Origin of the sequence: Fodinicola feengrottensis (assembly GCF_010993775.1) — a bacterium.
In the GTDB taxonomy this organism is placed as follows: Bacteria; Actinomycetota; Actinomycetes; order Mycobacteriales; family HKI-0501; genus Fodinicola; species Fodinicola feengrottensis.
Genome location: NZ_WOTO01000078.1, coordinates 1 through 26,318 on the forward strand (window position 1 = coordinate 1; position 26,318 = coordinate 26,318).

Below are 26,318 nucleotides of genomic sequence, written 5' to 3' on the forward strand. Positions count from 1 at the left end.
GGTTCTTGGTCTGACAAGACTTACCGTCGTGCACAGCGGCAACGATCTACAGGAGGCGGCACGTGCGACTTTCCCGGACTTGGCTGGCGGCCCTCGCGGCTACCGTGGTGGCGACCGGTGGGCTGGCCGCCTGCAGCCCCAATCCCAGCGGCGACGCGACCAGCCAGGGCATGCTGACGATCGCCCGGACCGGCGACATCGACCAACTCGACCCCGCCCGGGCCACCGCCTTCCAGACCGTACAGACCCTCGGACTGGTCTACGACACACTGCTGACCAGCGACGACACCGGCAACCTCGCCCCAGGCCTGGCGACCAGTTGGCAGGAGAAAGGTGCCACGGTCACCTTCGCCCTGCGGTCCGGGGTGAAATTTCATGACGGCACGCCGTTCACCGCGAGCGACGTGAAGGCCACGCTGGAACGCGACCTCGACCCCAAGACCAGCTCGGTGGTCCGGTCGTACCTGAAGGTCATCACCTCCGTCGCCGCGCCCAGCTCCACTTCTGTCGTGCTGACGCTTCAGCATCCGGACACCTCGCTGCTGACAGCGCTGACCTATGTCGGTGCGTCCATCCTCGCGGAGAAAGACATCAAGGCCGGTACGGTCGCGCGCAAACCGAACGGCACTGGCCCGTACGCGTGGGGGAAATGGCAGCAGAACCAGCGGTTGGACCTCACCGCGAACTCCGCTTACTGGGGCGGGAAGCCGAAAAACGGCGGCCTGGAATTCCGGGTGATCCCGGACGAGGCGTCCATCGTCTCCGGTATGAAGGCGCACAGTTTCGACTTCGGCCTGGTTTCCGACCCGGCGGTGGCCCGCCAGGTCAGCACCGGCGGGAATGTCACGGTCGTCAACGAACCGACTTTGTCGTACCACGTCCTGCAGCTCAACGGCCGGCGCGGACCACTCGCGAATGTCAAGGCACGGCAGGCGATCGCGTGTGCGGTCGACCGCCCACAGCTGGCCGCGTCCGTCTACTTTGGACACGCCACGGTGACCGGCCCGATCACCAGCCCGGCCTACCCGTACGACGCGACCGCCGGCTTGCCCTGCAAGCCGGGCGATGTGAACGCGGCCAAACAACTGCTGGCCGCATCCGGAAACCCGAACGGCTTCACCCTGCACACCATCGTGGAAACCGGCGAATACTCGACCTCGACGAACATCGCGCAGGTGCTGCAGTCGCAGCTCGGCGCGATCGGGGTCAAGCTCGACATCGACCGGCAGCAGACGAACGTCTACGTACCGAACTGGACCAAGGCGAACTTTGACGCGGCGGTCGCGCTCAATGGCGGCAGCGTCGATCCGTACCTGCAATATGGACGGTATTTCACCACCGACGGCAGCCTGAAAGTGCCGGCCGGGCTGACCGATGCCAAGCTCGACCAGTTGCTCACCCAAGGCAACGCGGCCACCGACCTGGCGGCTCGCAAGCAGATTTTCGGTCAGTTGCAGCAAACCCTGCTGACCGACTCACCATGGGTCTGGCTGCTGCGCAACCAGGTCTATTACCTGACCACCAAGGGCGTCACTGGTTTCAAGCCGCTGCCGACGGAGTCTCTGCTGTATTTGAGGGATACCAAGGCATGAGTTTGCGTTATTTGGGTGGGCGGCTGCTCGGTACGGTCGTCACCCTGCTGGGTGTCGCGGTGGTGGTTTTCGTGGTGCTCCGGGCATTGCCCGGGGACACCATCACGGCGAAGCTGGGCACCGAGTCAGCTAACCTGGACGCTGGCCAGCTGGCCGCGTTGCGGCATTTCTACGGTCTGGACCGGCCGCTGCCGCTGCAGTTCTTCAGCTGGCTCGGCGGTGTCCTGACCGGAAACCTGGGCGTCTCGCTGGACACCGGCACGCCAGTGTCCACCTTGGTCGCTGGCGCGCTGCCGGTCACCGTCGAGCTGGCCGTCCTGGCGATGCTGATCGCCACCCCGATCGGCGTGTTGGCCGGAATGCTGGCCGCCGGCCGGCCCGGCCGGCTTCGCGATCTTTCGGTGCAGGGCGCGGACTGCTCGGGCTCGCGCTGCCGGAGTTCGTGCTGGCCTCGCTGTGTGTCGCCGCGCTGGCCGCGGTTTTCGCGTACTTCCCGGATCCCGGCACATATGTCCCGTTGACCACCTCCATCGGCGGCAACCTCAGCCAACTGCTCTATCCGGCGCTCGTGCTCGCGGTCGGGCTGGCCGCGAACATCATGCGAACCACCCGGTCGGCCTACCTGGAAGCGGCCGGCGCGGACTTTGTGCGTACGGTACGGCAAAGGGAAAAGGGCTCGCCGGCCAGCGGATTCGGTTCCGACACATCCTGCCCAACGCCGGCATCCCGATCGTCACCATGGTCGGCATCCAGTTCGGCTATCTGCTTGGCGGGACCGTGATCGTCGAGCAGATCTTTGCCTTACCAGGCCTGGGAAGGCTGCTGTTGAACGGCATTCTGCAACAGGACTACGCGATCGTACAGGGCACGACTTTGCTGGTAGCGACGGCATTCGTGCTGGTCAACTTCGGCGCGTCGACCTCGCCTATCGGCTGCTCGATCCACGTACCCGACTGGGCACCTCATGACGGCCGCGCTGGTCACCACCGCGGTCCGCTCGTCCGGCCAGCTGATCGTGCGTCGACTGTGGACGGACCGCAGTGGCCGGATCGGCTGTGTGCTGGTCGGGCTGGTGCTGTTGGTCGGGCTGGCGGCCGCTTTCGGGCTGCTGCCGTACGATCCGATCGCCCAGTCGGCGGCACGCCTGCGGCCGCCGTCCGCGGCCCACTGGTTCGGCACCGACCAGTTCGGCCGGGACATCGCGGCCCGGACCTTCGGCGGCATCTTCGCGTCGTTGCGAGTTTCGGTGCTGGCGGTGGCGATCGCCGCCGTCGTGGGCGGCTTTCTGGGCATCCTGGCCGGTTTCGCCGGTGGCCTGCTGGACGCGATCATCGGCCGGCTGACCGACATTCTCTTCGCTTTCCCGGCGATTCTGCTGGCGCTGGCCCTGGTGGCCGCGCTCGGACACGGCTGGACGAACACCGCGATCGCGATTTCGGTCGTCTACGTCCCGATTTTCGTCCGAGTGGCCCGCGGTCCAGTGCTGGCCGTCCGGGAATCGGACTATGTGCAGGCAGCGCGAGCACTCGGCTTCTCCCCCGCTCGCATCCTGTTCCGGCACATCCTCCCAAACGTCAGCGCGCCTTTGGGCGTACAAACGGCCTTGGCGCTGTCGTGGGGAATCCTCACCGAGTCGGCGCTGTCTTTCCTGGGCCTCGGCGCACAACCTCCGGACCCGTCTCTGGGTCTGATGGTCAACGACGCCCGCAACCTGCTCACCGAGGCGTGGTGGACGCTCGCCTTCCCAGCGGCCGCGATCGTGGTCGCCGTGGTCGGCTTGAACCTGCTCGCCGACGGCCTGCGCGGAGCGAGCCGATGACCGGGCTGCGGGTCGAGGAACTGCGGACCGTGCTGAAGACCGGCACCGCCGTCGTACGAGACGTGTCGTTCACCGTCGAACCCGGCGAAATCGTTGGCCTGGTCGGCGAAAGCGGCTCCGGCAAGACGCTCACCGCACTGTCCGTCGCCGGCCTGCTGCCGGCCGCCGCCGAGGTCACTGGCGGGAAGGTGTTCCTGGGCAACGAAAACCTGCTGGAGCTGTCCGAGCGGCGTCGGCGGGCCGCTCGCGGAGCCGGGATCGCGATGATCTACCAGGATCCGATGACCGCGCTGAACCCGCTGATGACCGTCGGAGCGCAGATTTCCGAAGGCCTGCGCGCGCACGGAGTTTCCCGTACGCAAGCACGTGAACGTACGCTCGAGGCGATCGCCGAAGTGCGGCTGCCGCAGCCCGCCGTGATGGCCCGGCGATATCCGCATCAGCTCTCCGGCGGCCAGCGCCAGCGGATGATGATCGCCGGTGCACTCGCGATGCGACCGGCCGTGCTCATCGCCGACGAACCGACGACCGCGCTGGATGTCACCGTCCAGCAACAGATTCTCGCGTTGGTCGACGATCTGCGCCGAACCCATTCGCTGGGGGTGCTGTGGATCACCCACGATCTCGCGGTGCTGGCCCAACTCGCCGATCGGGTGTTGGTGATGTACGCCGGCCGGATCGTCGAGTCGGCGTCCACTGTGGACCTCTTCGAGTCGCCACGGCACCCGTACACGGCCGCCCTGCTGGCCTCGATCCCGCCTGCTACCGGCATCGAGCGTCCACCCCTGCCACAGATTGGCGGCGTTCCCCCAGATCTGGCCGCACTGCCCGCCGGCTGCCCTTTCCAGCCGCGCTGCGAGCACGCCGAGGACCGTTGTTCGGTCGTCGACCCGCCGCTGGATTCCGTTGCGGCCGCTCACGAAGCGGCCTGCCTGGTTCTCCCGGAGCGGTGGTCATGATCGAAGTCGAAGGTCTGGTCAAGCACTACCGCGGCCGCGGTGCGCCCGTACGCGCGGTGGACGGCATTTCGTTCCAGGTCGGCAAAGGTGAGGCGCTCGGCCTGGTGGGCGAGTCAGGGTGCGGAAAGTCGACCACCGCGCGGTTGCTCGTGCGACTGGAGAACCCGACCGCCGGCACGGTCCGGCTCGGCGGCGAGGACGTCACCACCCTGGGTGGCCGTGCGCTGCGTCAAGTCCGGCGACGGATCCAGCTGGTTTTCCAGGATCCGTACTCGTCTCTCAACCCGCGACTGACCGTCGGCAGCGCGCTGGCCGAGGTTCTTTCCGTGCACGGCATGAAAACTCCGGTCGGCGAGCTGTTGGAGACGGTCGGCCTCGCGGCCGGGCTGGCCGGCCGCTACCCACCCGAGCTATCCGGCGGACAGCGACAACGAGTAGGCATCGCCCGCGCTTTGGCGGTAAATCCCGAAATTCTCGTGCTGGACGAACCGGTCTCGGCGCTGGACGTGTCCGTACGAGCCGAGGTGATGAACCTGCTTTCCCGGCTGCGTACCGATCTCGGTCTCACGTACGTCTTCATTTCGCACGATCTCGGGATGGTCCGGCACCTCTGCGACCGGATCGCGGTGATGATCTCGGCCAGATCGTGGAAATCGGCGGCTGGCAGCAGGTGTCCGACGCGCCGGCGCACCCGTACGCGCAATGCCTTCGCGCGGCCATCCCGCAGCCGGATCCAACCAGCCGCCGACCCGCGAAGGTGCTGGCCGGTGACGTACCGGATCCGACCGCGGTGCCATCGGGCTGCCGTTTCCATCCGCGCTGCCCGCTCGTCGAAGATCGCTGTCGTACGGACGAACCGGAACTGCTCGCGAAAGCCGCCGATCATCCGGTCGCCTGTCACGTCGTCAACCGCTGATCAGTATTCGTCGTGAAAGCGCACCTCGGCGCTGCCCGCCTTGGCTCCGAGCGCGGTGGCCCGGCCTTCCGGCTTTTCCCACGCTTCCTGGCGCCCGAGCGCGGTCAGGTCGAGATAGTAGTGCGTACCGCCGGGTTGTTCGAGGCCACGAGCGAAAGTAGAGTACGTATGGAAGATTTTCTCTTCGTCACGAAGGAAGACACTCAGGCCCGGGTAGTCTCCTCGCCGCGGCGGCGACCAGGGATAGCCGGCCGCCGCGAGCTCGTCCTCGTCACGAAAGTTCAGCAGCACTGGCCCGACCCGGTCGTCGACAGTGGCCTGGAAGTCGTAGTTGAAGTCGCTGCCTTCCGAGGAATACCAAGGAAACGCCCAGCCCATTCGGTCATGGAACGGGACGATTTTCGCCAGCGGCCCGCGCGAGACCGCGGCCAGCGTGACATCACGGGCATGCAGATGAGTCAGGTTGCCGATGTTGTCGGCCGCGCCCGAACAACTGGGGCAGCCCACGTCCCGCGGAGTCTCGTTGCCGTCCTCATCCACTGCGAAATTCCACATGAAATGGTGCAGAATCAGCTGACCCCGGCCCTCGAACAAGTCGAGCAGGCTGACCGGTCCCTTTCGGCTCTGGAAAACGTACGGCTTGTCGACCCTTACCATCGGCATCCGGCGACGCTCCGCGCTCAGCTCGTCGCGGATGCGGGTGACCTCCTTTCCTTCGCCAGCAACTCTCGGCGAGCGACCAGCCACTCTTCGCGCGACACGATCTCCGGCAGGCTCATCGTTTCTCTCCTCGGTTCGTGGGAGTAGGTACACAAAGGGATCGGCGCGAGCCGGCGGTTCTCTACATCGCGCTGCCACATCCGGACACCAGGCTGGTCATCGGCCGTTCGCGGGGTTGTCTCCGGGCCGTCATCGAAGGATGATTTCGTCGACTCGACACGTGTCGTAAAGCGTTTACGCGAAAGAAGGCAGTTCGGTGGCAGGTCGGCTGACCGCTCTGGGAGCGGGTTTCGTGGCATGTTCGCTGGTCATCGCGGGTTTGGTTGGTACGCCCGGAGCGTCCGCCAGCCCAGGTCTAGCCAGGTGGCTGCCGCCCACACCGGCGACTTGGCCGCTGGTGGTCGACGAGCAGACCAGCGCTAAGCAGACGCTCACGCGCGGGGTCCAGCAGTGGTCGGACCACCTCGACACGGCCGGCGGCGCCCAGCGCGCACAGGTGATGGATGTGGACCTCACCGACCCGAACCTCCGGCTCGGCGTGGTCGAGTCGCACGACCACCTCACCGACACCGCCGACGAGGTGCCCACCTCGATGGCCGACCGGACCGGCGCGATCGCCGGCGTCAACAGCGACTTTTTCGAGATCTACGGTTCCGGCCGGCCGGAGGGAATGGTCGTCATCGACGGCCAACTGGTGAAAAGCCCGAACGCCAGCCGGCCATGGAACCTGATGGTCCGCGACAACGGCTCGATCGGGATCGGGCCGGCCACCTACGCCGGCACCGTCACCGCCGGCGCGGCCAGTCATCCGATCACTTCTGTCAACACTGTCAACGATCTTTCCACCACCGGTGCGCTCGTACGAGTCACGTCCTATCTTGGTACGCCCTCGCCGATCCCATCGTCCACTGTGGTCAGCGGCAAGCGTGAGGGCGCCGCGCTGGTCATCACCTCGATCACCCCGAAGGTGACCGACCTGGCCCAACTTCCGGCCGGCACCGAGGAACTGGTCGGCACCGGCGACGCAGGCACCTGGCTGACCGCCAACGCGCACCTCGGCGATCGGCTGGCCATCGCTGAGAAAGTCGGGCCGGACAACGATCTCCGGCAGGCCGTCAGCGGCGGCGCGATCCTGGTCAAGGACGGCGAGCGGGCGGTGCCGTTGCAGGGCCCGGGCGAAAACAACATCAACAACCCGGTCACCGCGGTCGGCGTCACGAAGGACGGCAAGAAAGCGATTTTCGCTGCTTTTGACGGACACCAGGCCGAAGGGGTCGCGCAGGGACTCACCGAGCCTCAGCTTGCCGGCTGGCTGATCCAGCATGGCGCGTACAACGCGATTCTCTTCGACTCCGGCGGCTCCACCCAGATGGTGGGCCGGCTGCCCGGACAAACCACAACCTCCGTACTGAACGTACCTTCCGACGGCCACGAACGGCCGGTGGCCAACGGACTTTTCCTTTACAGTACGAGCAAACAGCCCGGCCCTGCGACACACACACCGTGGTCAATGGCGGCAAACCGTTGACAGCGCTGACTCATTCGACGTTGGACGTGCCCGCGTACGCCACGGACTCCGCCGACAATCCGGCCCGCGAGCCTGTACAGCTGGCAGTTTTCCCACCCTCGCTGGGATCCGTACGAGGTGACAAGATCGTCACGGCTGGACACACCGGCAGCGGCGTCGTGACCGTGCGCGCCGGCCGCGCCCTTTCCGTCGTACCGTTCGAAGTGGTCGACAAGCTCAGCACGCTGTCCGCCACGCCCACACAGGTCGATCTCGGCAATGGGCAGACCCAGAAACTCACCATTTCCGGCACCGCGCGCGGTAAACCCGCGGCCCTCCCCGATTCCGCTGTCTCGTGGACCGTGTCGCCGCCCGCGCTGGGAACCGTCGCCGCCGACGGCACCTTCACCGCCGCCGCCTCCGGCGGCGGGCTGGCCACCGTCACCGCGCGGGCCGGCACCCAGACCGCGACCGTGAGCGTCGCGGGTCGGACAGACCTCGGTCCCGGTCGACCCGCTCACCGATGCCTCGAAATGGTCGGTCAGCGACGCGTACATGAACGTCTATCCCCGGCACGTACCCAGCCCTGGTGGCACGTCCACATCGGATGGTTCGCTTTCGTTTGACCCGACAGCGAAACGGACCCCGTCCGACGCCGGCGCGATGAAAGTGCATTACAACTACCCGAACGTGAGCAAGACCTTCGACCTGGACATGTATCTCAACGATCCAGAAAGCGAGCAGGTCGCACTGCTGAACGGCTCGCAGGCACCGATCGGGTTGGGCGTCTGGGTCAAGGGCAACAGCGATTTGGCCAGCCGCCCCGGAAAAGCGCTGGATCCGGGCATTGTCAGCCTCAACGTCGGCATCTGGCAGGCCAGCAACCAACCGACCAGCTTCTACCCGACAGGCGTCACCTTCGACGGCTGGCAATATGTCGTCGCCACTCTTCCGCAGGGCCTGCAGTTTCCCCTGCGGATCAACTACTACCTGGCGCTGGTCGTCATCAAACCGGGGCCGAACCTCACCGGTGACGTGTGGTTCTCTGGCCTGCAGGCACTCTACTCACCGCGACCGCCCAAGCCAGTGCAATACACCGCGATCCCGAAGAACCCGAGTTGGCTGCAGTTCACCGACGTCGATTCCTTCCGGCGCGGCGGGACAACCGTCGCCGCGATGGACGACGCCCACGTGACAGCCGCCTCCCCGAACGCGACCGGCCCAACGGTCATGCGGAACATCGGCAGCGCTTTTGGTTCGCTGCCAGCGAATGCCAGACCGCAGCAGGTCCAAGCGCTCGGCGACATGCCCGACAGTGGCACGCCAGAGAACCTGAACTATGCGAACTCCCTGTTGGCTGGCCTCAATACGCCTTACCGTGACGCACCGGGAAACCACGAGATCACCCAGGGCGCGAACCCGGAGAACGGCAACTTCGCCAGCGTTTTCGGCGCCACCCACTACTCGTACCCAGTGGGACCCGCGAACGGTCATCGTCACCGATTCCAGCCACATCGGTATTCTCGGTTCTGACCCGTACCAGAACGTCGACACCGACGAGTCGCAATACCAGTGGCTGGTCGATCAGTTGACCGCCAACCGCTCGAAAGTCGCGATCGTCGCGACACACGCGCCCGCGTACGATCCGCATCCCCGCGCCGACAGCCAGTTCAGTGACCGCTGGGAAGCGCGAATGTACGAGGAACTGCTGATCCGCTACCAAAAGACGCATCCGGGAGTTCACACAATCCTGTTCTTCGGGCATTCCCGCGGATTCGCCGAAAACCTCTTCGACGCCGCCGGCAACAACGTCGCCGACGGCCTACCGAACTTCGTGGTCGCCGACGCCGGCTCTCCCCCGTACGCGTCCACGGACCAGGGTGGCTTCTATCACTACGGCCTTTTCCACATTCTCTCCGACGGCACCGTACAGTTCGCCGTCCAGCCTGTGTTGGCAAGTGTTTCGATGATCGCTCCCAAAACATCGCTTACGCGGGGCGAAAGTGAGACACTGTCCGGCACCGGAACAACTGTCACCGGAAACGACGCCGCCGCATTGTCCGTACCGATCGCGGATCCAGTTTCCCGCTCCTGGACCACCTCAGATCCCCGAGTGGCCACCATCGACCGACGTACCGGCCAAGTCACCGCACACCGACCCGGAACCGCCACCATCACCCTTACTACCGGCGGCGTCTCCAGCACCTGCATTCTCATCGTGACCGGTTGATTCACCCGGTGCTGGTGTCGTTCGGCGGGTGTCGCAATTCAGCGGCGCTCGCCCCGGCCGACCCAGCACCGGCCCCCAGGTGCCGCCGGTGGGGCTGTTTTAGTTAGCTACCCCAACGAAATTCGGTCATTCGAACAGGTATATCAGGGCCGCCCCACCCGAAAAACCAACAAGCTGGCCAGCCGAACCACCGTTCTAGACAGCGAGCACGATTTTGCCGGTGGTGCGGCCGGTTTCGCCGTGGCGGTGAGCGGCGGCGGCTTCCGCGAGCGGGAACACCGAGTCAATCTCGACCCGCAACTGGCCGGCGTCCACGAGCCCCGCGAGCGCTTTCATGCCGGCGTAGTCAGCTTCGACGAGGGTGAAACCTGCGCTTATCCCTAGCGAGGCCGCTGCCGCGATCCGGTCCGGCTCGATCAATTCCGTCAGCGAGATCAGGAAACCGCCTGGGCGCAACACTTTCAGGGAGCGGTCGAAATAGTCGCCACCGATGGTGTCCAAGACGACGTCGATTTCCTTGACGGCCTCAGCGAAATCCTGCTGGCGATAGTCGATCAGCTCGTCCGCGCCAAGCCCGCGCAGAAATGCGTGCTTGGCTTCACTGGCCGTGCCGATGACATAGGCGCCGCGGGCTTTGGCGATCTGTACGGCCAGATGACCGACGCCGCCGGCGGCGGCATGGATCAGCACTCGTTGGCCGGGACGTACGTCCGCCGTCTCGGTCAACGCCTGCCACGCGGTCAGGCCAGCGCGAGCGCAGCGCGGCGGCGTGTAAATGATCGAGGCTGGCGGGTTTGCGGGTGAAATGACGGGCCGGCGCGGTGACATATTCAGCGTACGTGCTGGCCTGCTGCGGGAACCTTGGCATGCCGAAAATTTCGTCCCCCGGCTGGAAAAGCGTCACGCCCGGCCCGGCGACCTCGACTACTCCGGACACGTCGTAACCGAGGATGGGCGGCTCGCCGGTAATGCCGCCTCCGGCCATCCGGGACTTCCAGTCGGTCGGGTTGACGCTGGTGGCATGCACCCGTACGAGCACCTCGGCCAGGCCCGGCTCGGGCCGTGCGGTTTCGATCAGCTCCAGCACGTCGGGGCCGCCCCACGCCCTTGCACCGGACCGCCCGCATCATCGTTGTCGTTTGCATTCACCGATCTTCCCGGCAGACGAGCGACCAGGAACAGTGGCCAGATAGTCAGTATGTGACAAGATCAGGCCATGCATCGCGTCGCCGTCCTGGCCCTTGAGGCCGTGATCCCGTTCGAGCTCGGCATCCCATCGCGCATTTTCGGCGCCGCCACCGGTCCTGGCGGCGAACCGCTTTACGAGGTGGTGACCTGCACTCTGGATGGCCAGCCGGTGACCAGCGACGCTGGCTACACCATCGGCACCGATCTGGACGCAACCGCCCTGACCAGCGCGAACACCGTTATTATCGCGCCCTTTCACACCCCGCCAAGCAGGACCAACCAGCCACGTCTCGCGGCCGCGTTGGCCAGCATCGCGCCGGGAACCCGGATCGTGTCGATCTGTACGGCCGCATATGTGCTGGCCGCCGCGGGCCTGCTGGACGGCCGGGAGGCAACCACGCACTGGGCCGAGGCCGACCACTTCCAGGCGATGTTTCCGCTGGTCAAGGTGGAGCCGGCGGCGCTCTACGTGGACAATGGAGACGTGCTGACCTCGGCTGGCGGCGCCGCCGGGGTGGATCTCTGCCTGCACCTCGTCCGCCAGGACCACGGCGGCGCGGTGGCGAACCGGGGGCGGCCCGCAACTGTGTGGTGCCACCGTGGCGGGACGGTGGCCAGGCGCAGTACGTCGAGCTGCCGATGCCAGCGCCCTCGACCGCGAGCACCGCGCCGGCAAGGGCCTGGGCGTTGGAAAATCTTCACCGGCCACTGCCGCTGTCCACCTTGGCAAGCCGGGCCCGGATGAGTGTGCGTACGTTCACTCGCCGGTTCCGCGACGAGGTGGGCGTGACGCCGGGGCACTGGCTGACCACCCAGCGGATCGAGCGGGCGCGGCAACTGCTGGAAACCAGCGACCTCGCGGTGGATCAGGTCGCCGACCAGACCGGGTTCGGCGCGGCGTCCTCCTTCCGGCTGCACTTCCGTACGGCGCTGGGCGTCTCACCAATGGCCTACCGGCGGAGGTTCCTCACAACCCGGTCGACAACCGAGACGGCCGGCAGTTATCGTAGTGGCACATAAAGCAAACTGTACTAGTACAATGGAGGTAGGGTGGAGACGACGACGCGGACGGTTCCGCTGCGCTACCGCGAACGGATGACTGACGAGCAACTGGCCGTCTACGCGATCCTCGACGAGGCCCTGGTCTGTCACGTCTCGTACGTGCTGGATGGTGAGCCGCGGATCCTGCCCACGCTGCACGCTCGCGACGGCGACACGCTGCTGCTGCACGGCTCGTCCGGCAGTCGGCTCGGTCTGCTGGGCCGTGAAGCGGGCCAAGAAGGCCTGTCGGTTTGCGTGGCGGTGACGCTGATCGACGGCGTCGTGCTGGCTCGCTCGGCCTTCAACCACTCGGTGAACTTCCGTTCGGTCGTCGTGCACGGCCGGGCTCGCCTGGTCACCGATGTGGAGCGCGAGAAAGCCGCGCTGGACGCCTTCATCAACCAACTCGTCCCGCACCGCACCGCGCCGACCATTCCCGCCCCGCCAACCCGCAGGAACTCGCGAAGACAGCGGTGCTGGAGCTGTCGCTGGCCGAGGCAGCGGCGAAGGTACGCGCGGACAAGACCGATTTCGACGATCCCGAGGACATGGGCCTGCCGCACTGGGCCGGCGTGATTCCCCTGAAAACCACCGCTGGCCAGCCCAAACCCGCCCCGGAACTGACCGATGCGCCGGTGCCTGACCACGTCCTGACCTGGAGGCCGACCCGATGACGACCACCGAGCAGCTGACCGCCGCGGACTGGGTCAGCGCGCCAACGCTGACCGGCCAGCACGTACGGCTAGAGGCGTTGTCGCCGGCGCACGCCGACGGTTTGCTGGCCGCGGCGGACCACGACGAGGTGTTCCAATGGCTGTCGGTGCCGCGACCGACCAGCCGGCACGAGATGACCGAGCAGATCACCGACATCCTGGCGCAGTGGGACCGCGGCACCCGGGTGCCGTACGTGCAGGTCGATCTGCGCGATGGCGCCGAAGTCGTCGCCGGCATGACCTCTTTCTACGAGATCAACGCCACCACTCGTACGGTCGCGATTGGCTACACCTGGTTGGGCCGCCGGTTCTGGCGTACGCCGCTGAACACCGAGTCGAAACTGCTGATGCTCACCCGCGCCTTCGACGAGCTCGGGGCGGTACGCGTGGTGTGGCACACCGACGAGTTCAACGCCCGTTCACGAGCGGCGATCGCCCGTCTCGGCGCGCAGCCGGAAGGCCTGCTGCGCAAACACAAACTGCGCAAAGACGGCACCTGGCGGACCACCGCGCAGTTCGCGATGACCGACGACGACTGGCCCGAAGTGCGCCGGCGGCTCACCGATCGCGGCGAAAAATGATCACTAAACCGCATTGACCGTTTAAGCTCGGCGCCATGGGCGAGGTCGCGCAGCTGGACGAATCGCTGCTCACGCCTGTCCTGCGGCAGGCGTGCGAGCTGGCCGGCGTGCCGTCCACTGTGGACTCCCCCGCCGTGCTGTGGCTTTCCGAAAACGCGGTGGTCGCGCTCACGGACGTGCCGGTGGTGGCGAAAATCGGCCGCGAGCCAGCCGTCGCGGCGCGGGCCCAGCTGTCCCTGAAGGTGGCCGGCTGGCTCGCCGAGCAGGGCCTGCCGGCGGTGCGCCCGGCCGCCGGCATCGCGCCGGAGGTGGTGGTCGTGGACGGGCATCCGGTGAGTTTCTGGGAGCCACTGCCCGAACCGGTACGCCCGGCCCGCGCCTTTGATTTGGGCCTGTTGCTACGGATGTTGCACGCCCTGCCGGCGCCGCCTTTCCAGCTGCCGCGCCGCGATCTGCTGGCGAACGTGCCGCGCTGGCTGGCCGCCGGCGGCGCTGGCATCTCCGCCGCCGACGCGGCTTTTCTGCGCAGCCGGGCCGAAGAGCTGACCGCCGCCGTCGCGTGCCTGACCGCACAGCTGGAGCCCGGCGTCATCCACGGCGACGCGCTGCCCCGGAACGTGCGGGTCACCGAGCGCGGCCCGATGCTGCTCGACCTGGAAACCTTCGCCGACGACTTTCGCGAACACGACCTGACCGTGCTCGCACTCGCCCGCCGCCGCTACGGGCTGGACCGGACGACTACGCCGCCTTCACCCGTTCGTACGGCTGGGACGTAACCGACTGGTCTGGCGCCGAATTGTTGATGGCGGCAAGGGAAACCGCGAGCGCCGCCTGGGTAGCTCAGCGGACGCCCGGAAACCCGACCGCTCAGGCGGAGTTCGCGACCCGCGTTCGCGGTCTCCGAGCCGGCGACACCACCGCCCTCTGGCACGCTTTCTAGTGTCCTGCGTCTGAAGTTCGTTGCTTTATTCGGTGATCCAGACGGTGATCTGAGTGCGCCGGAGGATCGTCCTCATACTGGTGGTATGTGGGCGGTTCTCCGGTGCTCTCAGTCGCCGTCTGGGCGCCGGAGAAAGTAATGAACTTCGGGCGCAGGACACTAGCGTGTGAAACAGATGGTGATCCGGTCTGGACCGGGCACCGCGAGGACCTGCACGCGTACGCCGGCCACCACGGCCTCGGCGCCGACGATCGGGGGCAGCGCCGCCTCGAAACAGGCACCCGCGCAGGGTCGTACGCCGAGCGAATGCACCACCACCGCGGGCACCACGCCGAGGTCGTCGCCGTTGGCTGTCCGGTATTCGACCGTGACCTCGCCACCGGCCACCGGGCACACCGCCACTGTCGACTTTCCGTCGCTGGACTCGCCAAGTGCCACCACCGTGACCTCTTCGTCCACAGTGGACAGAGGGACGGTGGCTCGGTACGCCGGCAGATGCCGATAGAGCGTGGCCGCCGAAACTCGCCGCGCGGTACGGAAAAGGTCCGTCCCGGGCAGCAGCGGCAGGCCAGCGAACGCGGCCGGCCGGGCGATCGGGTAGTCTGCGATCTGGTCGGCGCCCATCACGCAGTACGGGCCGGACCCGGCCGAAAAGCCCAGCATCGCGCCCATCGCGCGCTGGTAGAACTCCAAGGTGGCCGGGTTTTGGTCCAGCACCACGTCCGGACAGGACCCGCCGGTGTCGCACGGCGGCTCGTGGACGAAGGCGACCACGTGGCCGTAGCGGCCCAGTGCACACCCCGTCCATCACGGCCTGTGCGCGACACGCGGCGAGGATCGCCCGCCGGTCGGACCGCAGGTCCTGGTGTGCGGCGCCGGACAGCACCGACCATGGGCCGATGTCGAATTTCAGGTCCAGATGGCCAAAAGTGCAGCGCAGCCAGTAGTCACGCAGGCTCCAACCGTTCGGCTGCTGGAAAATCTCGGCGAACACCCGGTCCGGCCACGGCCGCAGGGCACGGCCGCCGGACCAGCCGGTCTCCCACACGTACCGCAGCACCATCACCGGGATGGTACGGGTGGGTTTCTCAGTCATGACGGGAAAAAATCTCCCCGGGCCCGTCATCCTGCGGCGCATCTTCGACATGCGCGTAAAGCACCCGCACGGAAGCGAGCGAAGCGCAGGTCAGCGCGCCGACCGGGCCGCCGTGGTCCGCGCCGGCCACTGCCGCCTCCGCCACGAAGAGCAGCCCAGCCGGCAGACTCCCGCCATAGTAAGGAAAACGCCGGGCCGTGGATCATCACACCGCCGACCGTGTACGGGTCGGCCTTGGGATCCTCGACGATCCCGCCGGAGATGAGCGCGTCGTGCAGGACCATCAGCTGCGTCTCGGTCACCAGCCCGACACCGCGCAGCGAGGCCAGCCGTTTCAGCAGGATCTCGGTGCGATCGTCGGTCGCCTCCGGGTCGTACGTGTCGGCATCGGTCAGGTAGTCCTGCACGGACTGGCCAATCCTGGTGGCCTCTTCGATAGTCGTACCCATGGTGCGCGCCTCCCGTGCGGCGGTGATGACACGGCAAGCTTGCGAGCCGGCCGGGGCCGGTTGACGAATGCTGACGAAACTGGACGGGCGTAAAAGGCCCTTTACACCGGGCCGCCGAGCAGGGCAGCCTGGACCCTGCCCGGAGCCTGGAGGTGCTGGTGGGAGCGCTGCCGAAGCCGCGGTTACCGGATGGTCCGGCAAAGACCCTTTTTGACGCACTGCACGACCTGCACCACCAGGCCGGCTGGCCGAGCCTGCGGGACATGGCGCGTGAGGTCGGTTGCAGCCACACGACGGTGTCCGGCGCGTTCGCCGGCCCGCGGGTGCCGCGCTGGGGTCTGCTGGAGCTGATCGTCGAGACGCTGCACGGAGACGTGGAGCGGTTCCACCAGCTGTGGCTGGCTACCAGTGCCAACGCGCCGGCCGTCGTGGCGCAACCACTGGCACAACCATTGGCACAGCCACAAAGCGCGCCCGTACGCCCGCGGCAGCTGCCCGCCGACATCGCCGGCTTCACCGGCCGGCAGGACCAGTTGGCCGACCTCGACCGGCTGGTCGCCGAGCCGGCCGACGCGACCGCTCCTGTAGTCATCTCGGCGGTCTCCGGCACCGCCGGCGTCGGCAAGACCGCGCTCGCCGTGCACTGGGCGCACCGGATCGCCGGGCTGTTCCCGGACGGCCAGCTTTACGTGAATCTGCGCGGATACGACCCGGAACGACCGATGGGCGCGCGACCGAGGCATTGGAGGGATTCCTGCGCGCACTCCAGCCGGACGACGCGGCCATCCCGCCGGGGCTGGCCGAGCGGGCGGCTCGCTTTCGCACCCTGGTCACCGACCGGCGGATGCTGATCGTGCTGGACAACGCGCAATCCGGCGCCCAGGTCCGCGACCTGCTGCCCGGCACCGGTACGTGCGTGGTGCTGGTGACCAGCCGGGACACGCTGCCTGGCCTGGTGGTGCGGCATGGGGCCGTACGGGTGAACCTCGATCTGCTCTCTCTCGACGAAGCGGTCGGCCTGTTGCGCAAGCTCCTGGGCACTCGGGTCGACGACGAGCCGGAGCCCGCGGTCGCGCTCGCACTCGCGTGTGCCCGGCTGCCGCTGGGGCTGCGGATCGCCGCCGAGCTGGCGCTGACCCGGCCGCGGACCCGGCTGGCCGACCTGGTCGCCGAGCTCGGCGACGAGTCCCGGCGGCTGGACCTGCTGGCCGCCGGCGACGATGAATACACCGCCGTACGCACCGTCTTTTCGTGGTCCTGCAGGAACCTCCAGCCCGCCGAGGACCAGCTGTTCCGGCTGCTCGGCGCCCACCCGTGCCGGACCCTGGACGACCACGCGGTGCCGCGCGCTCGCCGGCACCGACCGGGTCGGCGCCCGCCGACTGCTGGATCCGCTCTGCCGCGGCCACCTGGTCGAGGAGGACACCGCTGGCCGGTTCGGGATGCACGACCTGCTCCGGGCGTACGCGGCGGAGAAAGCCACCGAGCTGCCAGACCTGCCCGCCGCGCTGACCCGGCTCGCCGACTACTACACCCAAGCCGCCCAGGTCGCGGTGAACACCGCTTTGGGCGAGCGGGCCCGCGACTGGCTGGACCGGGAGCGCCCGCACCTGCTGGCGATCGCGCCGGGTCGGGCCGGTCAGCTGTCCCAGGTGTTGGCCGGCTACCTCGACACGGCCGGCCACTACGCCGACGGCGTCACACTCCACACACTGGCTCTAAAGGAGGCGGCCGGCGATCCACACGACGAGGCGACAGCGCTCAACCTACTCGGGGTCGTACGCCGCCGCCTCGGCGACTACGGCGCCGCGACCGAGCACCACCAAAGTGCCCTTGAGCTGCACAAAGCCGCCGGAGACCAGGCAGGTCAAGCGGCCGCGCTGCACGGGCTGGGCATCCTGGCGTGGCGGCTCGGGCACTACCTCACGGCACGCGAGCGACTGGAGCAGGCCTACGAGCTTTTCACTGTCGCCGGGGACCGCGTTATGCAAGGCACCGTGCTCTACGGACTCGGGACCGTACATCTACAGCTGGGTCTCTATCGCGAGGCCGTGGACCATCACCTCCGGGCACTGGAACTCCATCGCGAGACCGGCAACCTGCTCGGCGAGAGCCGGACGCTCAACAACCTCGGCAACGCGTACGAACGGCTCGGCCGGCTCCCCGATGCATTGGACCATTTCCGCAGGTCACAGGCACTGAACAGGCAGCTCGGCAACCAGCTCGGGGTGGCCGTGGCGCACACCAACCTGGGCGGCGCCTACACCCGGCTCGGCGAATACGACGCGGCGCTCGCGCACCTTCGCGCAGCGGTGCCCATCTACGCGGCTGCCGGCTACCGGATCGGCGATGTCGACTCGCTCTGCGCGTACGGCCTGTTCTACCTGCGTTTCGGCCAGCATGACCAGGCGCTCGACCACCTCCGGCGGGCGGTGGCGCTGTCCCAGGAGCTCGGCGAGCTGGACGTACAAACGCGCGCGCTGGTCGGCCTTGGCGACACGCTCCGGCAGGTCGGTCGGCGCGCCGAGGCGCAGCAGCAGCAGTACGACGAGGCGCTCGCTCGCGCGGACGAGACGGGCGACCGGTACGCGCGCGCGCGTGCGCAAGTCGGACTGGCCCGGTTGTACGCGGACGAACCCGAGGCACGGCAGCACTGGGAAGCCGCGCTGGCCCTCTACACCGAGCTTGATCTGCCAGCTGCCCTCGAGATCCGGGTCAAGCTAGGGGGCGTCGAACAGGGCGCTGACTGACTCGCCGTTGTGGATCCGGCGCATCGCCTCGGCCAATGCCGGCGCGATCGACAGCACGGTCAGCTTCGGCACCCGCTCGCTCTGCGGAATCGGCACCGTGTTCGTACAGACGATTTCCAGCACATCGGGCTGGTCACTGATGCGTTTCAAAGCTCCGCTGGCGAAAAGCCCGTGCGTACAAGCGACGCGGATCGTTCGTACGTTCAGGTCGCGGAGCCGGTCCAACAGCTCGATCACCGTGCTGCCCTTGGCGATCTCGTCGTCCAGCACGATCACGTCCCGGCCGGTCACGTCCCCGATGACCGAGCTGATGCTGACCCGGTCGTCGGCGAACCGCTGTTTGGCGCCGGCCGCGACCGGGACACCGAGCATCCGGGCGAACGCGGCGGCTTCCTTGGCATTGCCCAGATCCGGCGACACCACGGTGGTGTTTGTCAGGTCATAGCCGGCGAAATGCGCGGCAAGCTCCCGCAATGCGTGCAGGTGGTCGACTGGGACACTGAAAAATCCGTGCACCTGCGGGGAATGCAGCGTCATCGCCAGCACCCGGTCGGCGCCGGCGGACACCAGCAGATCGGCGACCAACCGGGCGCCGATGGAAATGCGCGGCGCGTCCTTCTTGTCGGACCGCGCATAGGCGTAATAGGGCATCACCACGGTCGTACGCCCCGCCGACGCGCCCCGGGCGGCGTCCAGCATCAGCAGCAACTCCACCAAATTCTCCTGAACCGGGCGAACCAGCGGCTGCACCAGGAAAACGTCCCGTTCCCGGCAGTTGGCCTGCAACTGGACTTCCAGGCAGTCGGTGGCGAACCGCTCCACTCGCACTGGATGCAGTGGCTGCTCTAGATGCGAACAAATCTCCGCTGCCAACTGCGGGTGGGCACTGCCACTGAAGATGGCGATGTCTCGCACCAACTGCTCCTGTGTGGGGTCGACCGGGGCAGATACGAGAAGAGCCTACCTAATCGGTTCAGCCGACCGTACGGTCGGTACGCAATCCGGCGATCTCGTCGGCCGTCCGCCCGAGGCCCACCAGCACCGCGTCGGTGTGCTCCCCCAGCGCCGGCACCGCGCCCATCGTCGCCTCGGCGTCCGCGTACGTGAACGGCGGCAGGATCGCGTCGAACGTCCCCACCGGCGTACGTACCGGCCGCCACCGGTCCCGCGCCGCGAGCTGCGGATGCTCGATCAAGCCGTGCACATCGTTGAGCCGCGCATTCCCGATTGCCGCCGCGTCCAGTTTCGCGACCAGGTCTTTCGCGTCCAGTTTCGAGGTTTTCTGGGCAATCGCCGCGTCGACGGCGGCGCGGTTGCGGGTACGAGCGATGTTCGTCGCGTAGTCGGGATCCCGCGCCAGCTCCACCCGCTCCAGCACATCGGTAACGAACCGTACCCACTCCCGGTCATTCTGGATGCTGATCAGCACCTGCTTACCGTCCGCCGTCGGATATCCCGTGTACGGCACCACCGAGGGATGCCCGAGCGCCGACCGCTTCGGCAACCGCCCGGTCCCTTTCGTGTAGTAGAGCGAATGTCCCATCCATTCCGCGATCGCGTCCAACATCGACACCTCGACGCTGGCTCCCCCACCACCACGTCTCTCGCCGGAACAGCGCCGAAAGAATCGCCGTGAACGCGTACATCCCGGCGCCGATATCCACCGTCGGGATCCCCGTCTTCACCGGCGTGTCGTCCGTACCGGTCACCGAGGCGAGCCCGCCTTCGCCCTGCAACAGCAGGTCATAGCCCGGTTTTCCACTGTACGGGCCACCCGTCCCGTAGCCGGACATGTCCACCACGATCAGCTCCGGCTTGGCTTTTCTCAGTTTCTCCGCCGAAAACCCCAGCCTGGCCGCTGCCCCGGGAGCCAAGTTCTGGACGAAGACATCCGCATCCAGAATCAGGTCCTCGACGATTTTCTGTCCCTTTTCGGACTTCAGGTCGACGGCAAGCGACTCTTTTCCTCTATTGAGCCAAAAGAAATGCGCCGCCAGCCCGTCACCGCATCATCGTCGTACCCACGCGCGAAGTCCCCGCCGTCCACTCGCTCCACCTTGACCACCCGCGCACCAAGGTCCGCGCAGTGCCTGGTCGCCAGCGGCGCGGCCACTGCCTGCTCAATGCCGACAACCGTGATCCCCTCAAGCGGCAGCACAGGCCCTCCTTCACCTCTGGGCTTATCGTCACACCTGCCGCACCCCTTGCTGGCGTGAGATTTCGGACAGTGCCCGTCGCGACTCGTGCACAAGATGTCGTACCCCCGCGAGGGAGGATGGGCCCATGAACGACGTGGCCGCCGCCTTCTCGGAATCGACCCGAGCGTGGTTCGGTGACGCGTTCACCGCACCTACCCCGGCGCAGCTGGGAACCTGGGAGGCGGTCGGTCGCGGTGACAACGTCCTCACCGTCGCCCCTACCGGGTCGGGCAAGACGCTCGCCGCGTTCCTCGCCTCCGTCGACCGGCTCGCGTCGACGCCACGAGATGAGGACAAGCCGCGCTGCAGAGTCGTCTACATCAGCCCTCTCAAGGCCCTTGCCGTGGACGTGCAGAGGAACCTGCGAACCCCACTGGTGGGGATCTCCAGAGCAGCCGCGAGGCTGGGTCTGCCAGAGCCGGACATCACGATCGCCATGCGCAGCGGCGACACCCCGCCCAACGAACGCCGCGCGTTCACCAAGCACGGCGCGGACATCCTGATCACCACACCCGAGTCGCTGTTTCTGCTGCTCACCAGCCAGGCGCGGGACGCACTGCACTGGGCGGTGGACACGGTGATCGTGGACGAGGTGCACGCGATGGCCGGGGGCAAGCGAGGGGTTCATCTCGCGCTCTCGCTGGAGCGACTCGACGCCCTGCTGGAGCGGCCGGCGCAGCGGATCGGACTGTCCGCGACCGTACGACCGGTCCAGGATGTCGCGAGGTTCCTGGGCGGCAGCCAGCCGGTCACCGTGGTCCAGCCGCCGTCACACAAGACGGTGTCGCTTCAGGTCGTCGTGCCCGTCGAAGACATGTCAGACATGTCCACCGCGCAGCCTGGCAACGCCGACGAGGAGGTCGGGTCCAAGTCGATCTGGCCGGCGATCGAGGAGCGGGTGTACGAGCTGATTCGGGCGCACCGAAGCACGATCGTCTTCACCAACGGCCGCCGGGCCGCCGAGCGCCTCACGTCCCGCCTCAACGACCTGGCCGAAGAGAACCCATCCCCCCTCACCCATTTCCCGGCGATGGCGGTGGGCCAGTCCGGTACGGGCAAGGGCGCGCCACCGGTGATCGCGAAGGCGCACCACGGCTCGGTTTCCAAGGAACAGCGCCGGATCGTCGAGGAGGACCTGAAGGCCGGCCGGCTGCCGGCGGTGGTCGCCACCAGCAGCCTGGAGCTGGGCATCGACATGGGCGCGGTCGACCTGGTCGTGCAGGTGGAGGCGCCCCCCTCGGTGGCCAGCGGCCTGCAGCGGGTCGGCCGGGCCGGCCATCAGGTCGGCGCGGTGTCGACCGGGGTGATTCTGCCGAAATACCGTGGCGATCTGGTGTCCTGCGCGGTGGTCGCCGAGCGGATGTCCGCTGCCGCGATCGAGGAGCTGCACTGCCCACGCAACCCGCTGGACGTGCTGGCCCAGCAAATCGTCGCGATGGTGGCGATGGACGAACAAACCGTGGACGAGATCGACGCGCTGGTACGCCGAGCCGCCCCCTACGCCGAGCTGCCCAGGTCCGCCCTCGAAGCGACGCTGGACATGCTGGCCGGCCGCTATCCCAGCGACGCGTTCGCCGAGCTGCGGCCGCGGCTGACCTGGGACCGGATCACCGGGGCGCTGACCGCCCGGCCGGGCGCCCAGCGGCTCGCGGTGACCAGCGGCGGGACCATCCCCGACCGCGGGCTGTTCGGCGTCTTCCTGGCCGGCGAGAAGGGATCCCGGGTCGGCGAGCTGGACGAGGAGATGGTGTACGAGTCGCGGGTCGGCGACGTTTTCCTGCTCGGCTCCACCTCCTGGCAGATCCAGGATCACCCCGGACAAGGTGATCGTCACGCCGGCGCCTGGGCAGCCCGGCCGGATGCCGTTCTGGAAGGGCGACACTCCCGGCCGGCCGTTGGAGCTGGGTCGCGCGGTCGGCGCGTTCGTACGCGAAATGACCACCGCCAAAGAGCCCAAGGCCATCGCCAGGGCCAAAAACGCGGGCCTGGACGACTGGGCCGCGACCAACCTGCTGAGTTATCTGGCCGATCAACGCGAAGCGGCCGGCACCTTGCCCGACGACACACACCATCGTCGTCGAGCGTTTCACCGACGAGTTGGGCGACTGGCGAATGTGTGTCCACTCGCCGTTCGGCGCGCCGGTGAACTCGCCCTGGGCGCTGGCGCTGACGGCCCGGCTGCGCGAGCGATATGGGGTGGATGGGCACGCCGTCGCGTCCGACGACGGCATCGTTCTTCGGCTCCCCGACATGGAAACTCCGCCGCCGGCCGAAGTGGTCGTTTTCAGTCCAGAGGAAATCGAGGAGGTCGTCACCGCGGAGCTCGGCGGCTCGGCGGTCTTCGCCTCCCGGTTCCGCGAATGCGCGGCCCGGTCCCTGCTGCTCCCGCGGCGCCGGCCGGGCGCCGGGCGCCGTTATGGCAGCAGCGCCAACGATCCGCGCAGCTGCTCGCGGTCGCCGGCGAATACGGCGAATTCCCGGTTGTGCTGGAGGCGATGCGGGAATGCCTCAACGACGTTTTCGACCTTCCTGGCCTGACCGGGTTGATGCGCGAGATGGGCAACCGAGAGACCAGAGTCGTGGAGGCCGCCACCGCGCAGCCGTCGCCTTTCGCGCGGTCACTGCTTTTCGGTTATGTCGGCGCTTTCATGTACGAGGGCGACGCGCCGCTGGCCGAGCAGCGCGCCCAGGCCCTCGCACTGGACACCACCTTGCTCGCCGAGCTACTCGCCGCGCCGAGCCGAGCTGCGCGAGCTGCTCGACCCGAACGTGCTGGTGGAAACCCTTCAACAGCTCCAATATCTGACCACGACGACGAGCGCCGAGTGTCCACTGTGGACGGGGTGGCCGACCTGCTGCGGTTGCTCGGCGGGCTCACCGAGGCCGAGATCCAGGAACGTGGCGGCCGCCTGGAATGGTTGGCGGAGCTGGAGAAAACCCGACGGGCGATCCAGGTCCGGATCGGCGGCGAGCACCGGTGGATCGCCATCGAGGACGCCGGCCGGGTTCGGGACGCACTCGGTGCCGCGCTTCCGGTCGGCGTGCCGGACGTTTTCACCGAGCCGGTGGCCGACCCGCTGGGGGACCTGGTGTCCCGTTTCGCCCGTACGCATGGGCCGTTCTCGTCCCACCACGTGGCCGAGCGGTTCGGGATCGGCATCGCGATCGCCGCCTCCGCGCTGCACCGGCTGGCGTCCGCCGGCCGGGTGGTGGCCGGTGAGTTCACCCCAGGCGGATCCGGCGCGGAGTGGTGTGACACCGAAGTCCTGCGTACGCTCCGGCGCCGCTCACTCGCGGTGCTGCGGGCCGAGGTGGAGCCGGTGCCGGCGGCCGCGCTGGGGACGTTTTTTGCCAGCCTGGCAGCGCATCGGCCCGCACCGGCCGAGCAGCGGCGGGGTCGACACGCTGGCCGACGCGATCGGCGGCCTGCAGGGCGTGCCGCTGCCGGCGAGTGCGCTGGAGCAGCTGATCTTGCCGGCCCGGGTGCCGCACTACTACTACCCCCCGCGCTGCTGGACGAGCTGTGCGCGTCCGGCGAAGTTCTGTGGGCTGGCAACGGATCCCTGCCCGGCAACGACGGCTGGGTGGCGCTCAGCTTCGCCGATACCGCGCCGCTGCTGCTCCCCGAGCCGCTGGCCCTGGCCGAAGGCCCGGTGCCGGCCGCGGTCATCGAGTGCCTGGCCGGCGGGCAGGCGCTGTTCTTCCGGGACATCTCCGACCGGGTGGGCACCGCGCTTGGTTCGCCGGTCGCCGACGACGACCTGGTGGCGGCGATCTGGGAGCTGGTCTGGGCGGGGGCCGCCTCAGCAACGACACGCTCGGCCCGCTGCGCACCCTGCTCGGCGCCGGCCGTACGAGCCACCGACCGTCCACCGGCACCGCCCGGGCGGGTTTTCGGCGAGCCCAACGCCGGCCTCGGCTGCCCACCCGGGCCGGCCCGCCGACGGTTGGCGGCCGGTGGAGCCTGCTGCCCGACCGCGAACCCGACCCGACCTTGCGCGCGCATGCGGCCGCGGACGCGCTGTTGGAGCGATATGGCGTGCTCACCAGGGGATCGGTGACCAGCGAGGGGGTGGCCGGCGGCTTCGCTCGGATCTACTCGGTGCTGTCGGCGCTGGAAGACGCTGGCCGGGTGCGCCGGGGCTACTTCGTGGACGGCCTCGGCGGTGCCCAGTTCGCGCTGCCCGGCGCGGTCGACCGGCTCCGATCGCTGGCCACCGACCTGCAGCGCCGCCAGGAGATCCGCCGCGACCTGAGCCCGGACAGCCACCGGCCGGACCTCGCGCCCAGCTCGACCGTCCTCTCGCCGCCACCGACCCCGCCAACCCGTATGGTGCGTCGCTGAGCTGGCCAGACCGGACGGCGGAGTCCCTCGGCGGCACCACCCACCGACCCGGCCGCAAGGCCGGCGCGCTGGTCGTGCTGGTCGACGGCGCATTGGCGCTCTACGTCGAGCGAGGCGGCCGGACGCTGCTGTCCTTCACCGCCGACTCGGACACTCTGACAAGGGCGACTGCCGCACTGGCCGAAGCGGTGCGGGACGGCTTGCTCGGCTCCCTCACGGTCCAGCGCGCCAACGGCGCCGCGGTCACCGACTCCCCGCTGGCTGATCTTCTCGAACAAGCCGGTTTCCGTCCCACTCCCAGCGGCCTTCGTCTCCGCAACTAATTTAGTTGAGCGATAGAGGCTCAGCTTTACTGCGTGATCATCTAGAGTCAGCGCATGCCTTCTTTGATCACCCGGCGGCTGGGCTTGCTGCGGGACCACGATTTCCGGCAGCTATGGGTGGCTGACCTGGTCAGTCAGCTCGGCAGCCGGACGGCATTGCTGGCCGTCCCGTTCCTGGCCGTCGTCACCTTGCACGCCTCCACGTTCCAGGCGTCGCTGCTGACCGCGGCTGGTACGGCCGGCTCGCTGCTCTTCGGGCTGCACGCCGGCGCCTGGCTGGATCGCGTACGAGCCAGGCCCGTCCTGATCGTCGCCGACCTCGCTCGTACGGCCCTGTTGCTGTCGATCCCGGCGGCGAGCCTGCTCGGCGCCCTGACGTTGACCCAGCTGTACGTGGTCGCCCTCGCCAGCAGCGTGCTCACCGTCTTCTTCAACGTCGGCCAGCCGGCGTACCTGCCACGCCTGGTCAACTACAAGGACCTCGTCGAGGGCAATACCAAACTCGCCACCAACGCCTCGGTCGCGGCGCTGGCCGGCGCGGCACTGGGCGGTTTCGTGATTCAGGTGCTAAGCGCGCCGGTGGCGATCGCGGTGGACGCGGCCAGCTATCTGCTGTCGGCGGCCGGACTGGGGCGTATCAAGGCCGTCGAGCCTGTCCAGCGGCGATCGCCGGGGCGGGCGCCGCGCTGCATGGGGAGATCGGCGAAGGGCTGCGGTTCGTCGCCGGGCATCCGGTGCTGCGGGCGATGGCGCTGAGCACCGCGCTGCTGGTCCTGTTCCAAGGCGCGAACAGCGGCATCATGATCGTTTTCCTGGTCCGCGAGGTCCATCTCGGCGCCGGCGTCATTGGCGTGCTCAGCACGGTCGGGTTACTCGGCGCGTTGGTTGGTGGCCGCCGCCACCACCGGTCGCCTCGCGGCCCGGCTCGGCGAGGCCGGCACGATGCTGGTC

Annotated in this window: 19 protein-coding genes and 5 pseudogenes; 17 read left to right on the top strand and 7 right to left on the bottom strand. The window is 67.9% G+C overall.

Features of this window, described 5'->3' with window-relative positions:
- Positions 1–62: 62 nt before the first annotated feature.
- The 5 genes and pseudogenes from GNX96_RS43550 to GNX96_RS67525 all read left to right on the top strand — a co-directional run bounded on the left by GNX96_RS43550 (position 63) and on the right by GNX96_RS67525 (position 5,286).
- Complete coding sequence (locus tag GNX96_RS43550) at positions 63–1,592, top strand: ABC transporter substrate-binding protein (protein ID WP_163573348.1); 1,530 nt, start codon at positions 63–65, stop codon at positions 1,590–1,592.
- Positions 1,589–2,113: an ABC transporter permease gene (locus tag GNX96_RS59815; RefSeq protein WP_279583088.1), complete on the top strand. Its 525-nt coding sequence runs from the start codon at positions 1,589–1,591 to the stop codon at positions 2,111–2,113. Before GNX96_RS43550 ends, GNX96_RS59815 begins: the two co-directional genes overlap by 4 nt.
- Positions 2,049–2,441: pseudogene (locus GNX96_RS59820) on the top strand (ABC transporter permease subunit); the annotation flags it as partial. The gene GNX96_RS59815 and the pseudogene GNX96_RS59820, both read left to right, overlap by 65 nt.
- A gap of 115 nt (positions 2,442–2,556) precedes the next feature.
- On the top strand, positions 2,557–3,411 hold the full coding sequence (locus tag GNX96_RS43560; protein ID WP_163573349.1) for an ABC transporter permease: 855 nt from the start codon (positions 2,557–2,559) through the stop codon (positions 3,409–3,411).
- Positions 3,408–5,286 (top strand): annotated as a pseudogene (locus tag GNX96_RS67525) (dipeptide ABC transporter ATP-binding protein). The gene GNX96_RS43560 and the pseudogene GNX96_RS67525 overlap by 4 nt, the downstream one beginning before the upstream one ends.
- Here GNX96_RS67525 and GNX96_RS43575 read toward each other — a convergent pair.
- Positions 5,287–5,949 carry a DUF899 domain-containing protein gene (locus GNX96_RS43575; RefSeq protein WP_279583090.1) on the bottom strand — a complete coding sequence of 221 codons (663 nt, stop codon included), beginning with the start codon at positions 5,947–5,949 and terminating at the stop codon, positions 5,287–5,289. It lies immediately after the preceding pseudogene.
- Positions 5,950–6,262: 313 nt separating this feature from the next.
- Between GNX96_RS43575 and GNX96_RS59835 the strand changes: the two genes are divergently transcribed.
- From GNX96_RS59835 to GNX96_RS59850, 4 genes are read left to right on the top strand one after another with little or no spacing between them, the layout of a single operon-like run.
- Positions 6,263–7,534: a phosphodiester glycosidase family protein gene (locus GNX96_RS59835; protein WP_279583091.1), complete on the top strand. Its 1,272-nt coding sequence runs from the start codon at positions 6,263–6,265 to the stop codon at positions 7,532–7,534.
- On the top strand, positions 7,531–8,139 hold the full coding sequence (locus GNX96_RS59840; RefSeq protein WP_279583092.1) for an Ig-like domain-containing protein: 609 nt from the start codon (positions 7,531–7,533) through the stop codon (positions 8,137–8,139). The genes GNX96_RS59835 and GNX96_RS59840 overlap by 4 nt, the downstream gene beginning before the upstream one ends.
- 37 nt (positions 8,140–8,176) lie before the next feature.
- Entirely contained in the window at positions 8,177–9,046 is an 870-nt protein-coding gene (locus tag GNX96_RS59845; protein ID WP_279583093.1) for a hypothetical protein, read from the top strand.
- Between the two features lie 55 nt (positions 9,047–9,101).
- Entirely contained in the window at positions 9,102–9,743 is a 642-nt protein-coding gene (locus GNX96_RS59850; RefSeq protein ID WP_279583094.1) for an Ig-like domain-containing protein, read from the top strand.
- A gap of 195 nt (positions 9,744–9,938) precedes the next feature.
- On the opposite strand, the gene GNX96_RS61920 is transcribed toward GNX96_RS59850, so the two are convergent.
- Together GNX96_RS61920 and GNX96_RS61925 are read right to left on the bottom strand one after the other, a co-directional pair.
- Positions 9,939–10,433: an NADP-dependent oxidoreductase gene (locus GNX96_RS61920; protein ID WP_313885942.1), complete on the bottom strand. Its 495-nt coding sequence runs from the start codon at positions 10,431–10,433 to the stop codon at positions 9,939–9,941.
- Complete coding sequence (locus GNX96_RS61925) at positions 10,342–10,830, bottom strand: alcohol dehydrogenase catalytic domain-containing protein (protein ID WP_313885943.1); 489 nt, start codon at positions 10,828–10,830, stop codon at positions 10,342–10,344. Before GNX96_RS61925 ends, GNX96_RS61920 begins: the two co-directional genes overlap by 92 nt.
- 129 nt (positions 10,831–10,959) lie before the next feature.
- Here GNX96_RS61925 and GNX96_RS43590 point away from each other — a divergent pair.
- From GNX96_RS43590 to GNX96_RS43605, 4 genes and pseudogenes are all read left to right on the top strand, one after another.
- Positions 10,960–11,951 (top strand): annotated as a pseudogene (locus GNX96_RS43590) (GlxA family transcriptional regulator).
- Positions 11,952–12,026: 75 nt separating this feature from the next.
- The gene (locus GNX96_RS43595) at positions 12,027–12,548 is read left to right on the top strand and encodes a pyridoxamine 5'-phosphate oxidase family protein (protein ID WP_279583095.1); all 522 of its coding nucleotides are present in this window, start codon (positions 12,027–12,029) and stop codon (positions 12,546–12,548) included.
- A gap of 94 nt (positions 12,549–12,642) precedes the next feature.
- Positions 12,643–13,266 carry a GNAT family N-acetyltransferase gene (locus GNX96_RS43600; RefSeq protein WP_163573351.1) on the top strand — a complete coding sequence of 208 codons (624 nt, stop codon included), beginning with the start codon at positions 12,643–12,645 and terminating at the stop codon, positions 13,264–13,266.
- A gap of 35 nt (positions 13,267–13,301) precedes the next feature.
- Entirely contained in the window at positions 13,302–14,042 is a 741-nt protein-coding gene (locus GNX96_RS43605; RefSeq protein ID WP_279583096.1) for an aminoglycoside phosphotransferase family protein, read from the top strand.
- 323 nt (positions 14,043–14,365) lie between these two features.
- Here the strand turns inward: GNX96_RS43605 and GNX96_RS43610 are convergent, their stop codons facing one another.
- Entirely contained in the window at positions 14,366–14,980 is a 615-nt protein-coding gene (locus GNX96_RS43610; protein ID WP_163573352.1) for a hypothetical protein, read from the bottom strand.
- 348 nt (positions 14,981–15,328) lie between these two features.
- Positions 15,329–15,751, bottom strand: coding sequence for a hypothetical protein (locus GNX96_RS43615; RefSeq protein WP_163573353.1), 423 nt, complete (start codon positions 15,749–15,751; stop codon positions 15,329–15,331).
- Positions 15,752–15,909: 158 nt separating this feature from the next.
- Between GNX96_RS43615 and GNX96_RS43620 the strand changes: the two genes are divergently transcribed.
- Together GNX96_RS43620 and GNX96_RS43625 are read left to right on the top strand one after the other, a co-directional pair.
- On the top strand, positions 15,910–16,602 hold the full coding sequence (locus tag GNX96_RS43620) for an XRE family transcriptional regulator (RefSeq protein WP_163573354.1): 693 nt from the start codon (positions 15,910–15,912) through the stop codon (positions 16,600–16,602).
- Positions 16,603–16,971: 369 nt separating this feature from the next.
- On the top strand, positions 16,972–18,501 hold the full coding sequence (locus GNX96_RS43625) for a tetratricopeptide repeat protein (protein WP_163573355.1): 1,530 nt from the start codon (positions 16,972–16,974) through the stop codon (positions 18,499–18,501).
- Here the strand turns inward: GNX96_RS43625 and GNX96_RS43630 are convergent.
- Both GNX96_RS43630 and GNX96_RS43635 read right to left on the bottom strand, forming a co-directional pair.
- Entirely contained in the window at positions 18,472–19,416 is a 945-nt protein-coding gene (locus GNX96_RS43630; protein ID WP_163573356.1) for a ribose-phosphate diphosphokinase, read from the bottom strand. The two genes, GNX96_RS43625 and GNX96_RS43630, sit on opposite strands and share 30 nt — an antisense overlap.
- Positions 19,417–19,474: 58 nt before the next feature.
- Positions 19,475–20,659, bottom strand: a pseudogene (locus GNX96_RS43635) (CaiB/BaiF CoA transferase family protein).
- A gap of 125 nt (positions 20,660–20,784) precedes the next feature.
- Between GNX96_RS43635 and GNX96_RS43640 the strand changes: the two are divergent.
- Positions 20,785–25,367, top strand: a pseudogene (locus tag GNX96_RS43640) (ATP-dependent helicase).
- A gap of 54 nt (positions 25,368–25,421) precedes the next feature.
- Positions 25,422–26,123, top strand: a complete 702-nt coding sequence (locus GNX96_RS43645) for an MFS transporter (protein ID WP_163573357.1) — start codon at positions 25,422–25,424, stop codon at positions 26,121–26,123.
- The last annotated feature ends 195 nt before the right edge of the window (positions 26,124–26,318 follow it).

Coding starts and splice junctions, on each gene's coding strand:
- GNX96_RS43605 (WP_279583096.1), top strand. CDS start 13,302: ATGGGCGAGGTCGCGCAGCTGGACGAATCGCTGCTCACGCCTGTCCTG.
- GNX96_RS43600 (WP_163573351.1), top strand. CDS start 12,643: ATGACGACCACCGAGCAGCTGACCGCCGCGGACTGGGTCAGCGCGCCA.
- GNX96_RS43645 (WP_163573357.1), top strand. CDS start 25,422: ATGCCTTCTTTGATCACCCGGCGGCTGGGCTTGCTGCGGGACCACGAT.
- GNX96_RS59815 (WP_279583088.1), top strand. CDS start 1,589: ATGAGTTTGCGTTATTTGGGTGGGCGGCTGCTCGGTACGGTCGTCACC.
- GNX96_RS43575 (WP_279583090.1), bottom strand. CDS start 5,949: ATGCCGATGGTAAGGGTCGACAAGCCGTACGTTTTCCAGAGCCGAAAG.
- GNX96_RS43615 (WP_163573353.1), bottom strand. CDS start 15,751: ATGGGTACGACTATCGAAGAGGCCACCAGGATTGGCCAGTCCGTGCAG.
- GNX96_RS43595 (WP_279583095.1), top strand. CDS start 12,027: ATGACTGACGAGCAACTGGCCGTCTACGCGATCCTCGACGAGGCCCTG.
- GNX96_RS59845 (WP_279583093.1), top strand. CDS start 8,177: ATGAAAGTGCATTACAACTACCCGAACGTGAGCAAGACCTTCGACCTG.
- GNX96_RS43560 (WP_163573349.1), top strand. CDS start 2,557: ATGACGGCCGCGCTGGTCACCACCGCGGTCCGCTCGTCCGGCCAGCTG.
- GNX96_RS43625 (WP_163573355.1), top strand. CDS start 16,972: ATGAATACACCGCCGTACGCACCGTCTTTTCGTGGTCCTGCAGGAACC.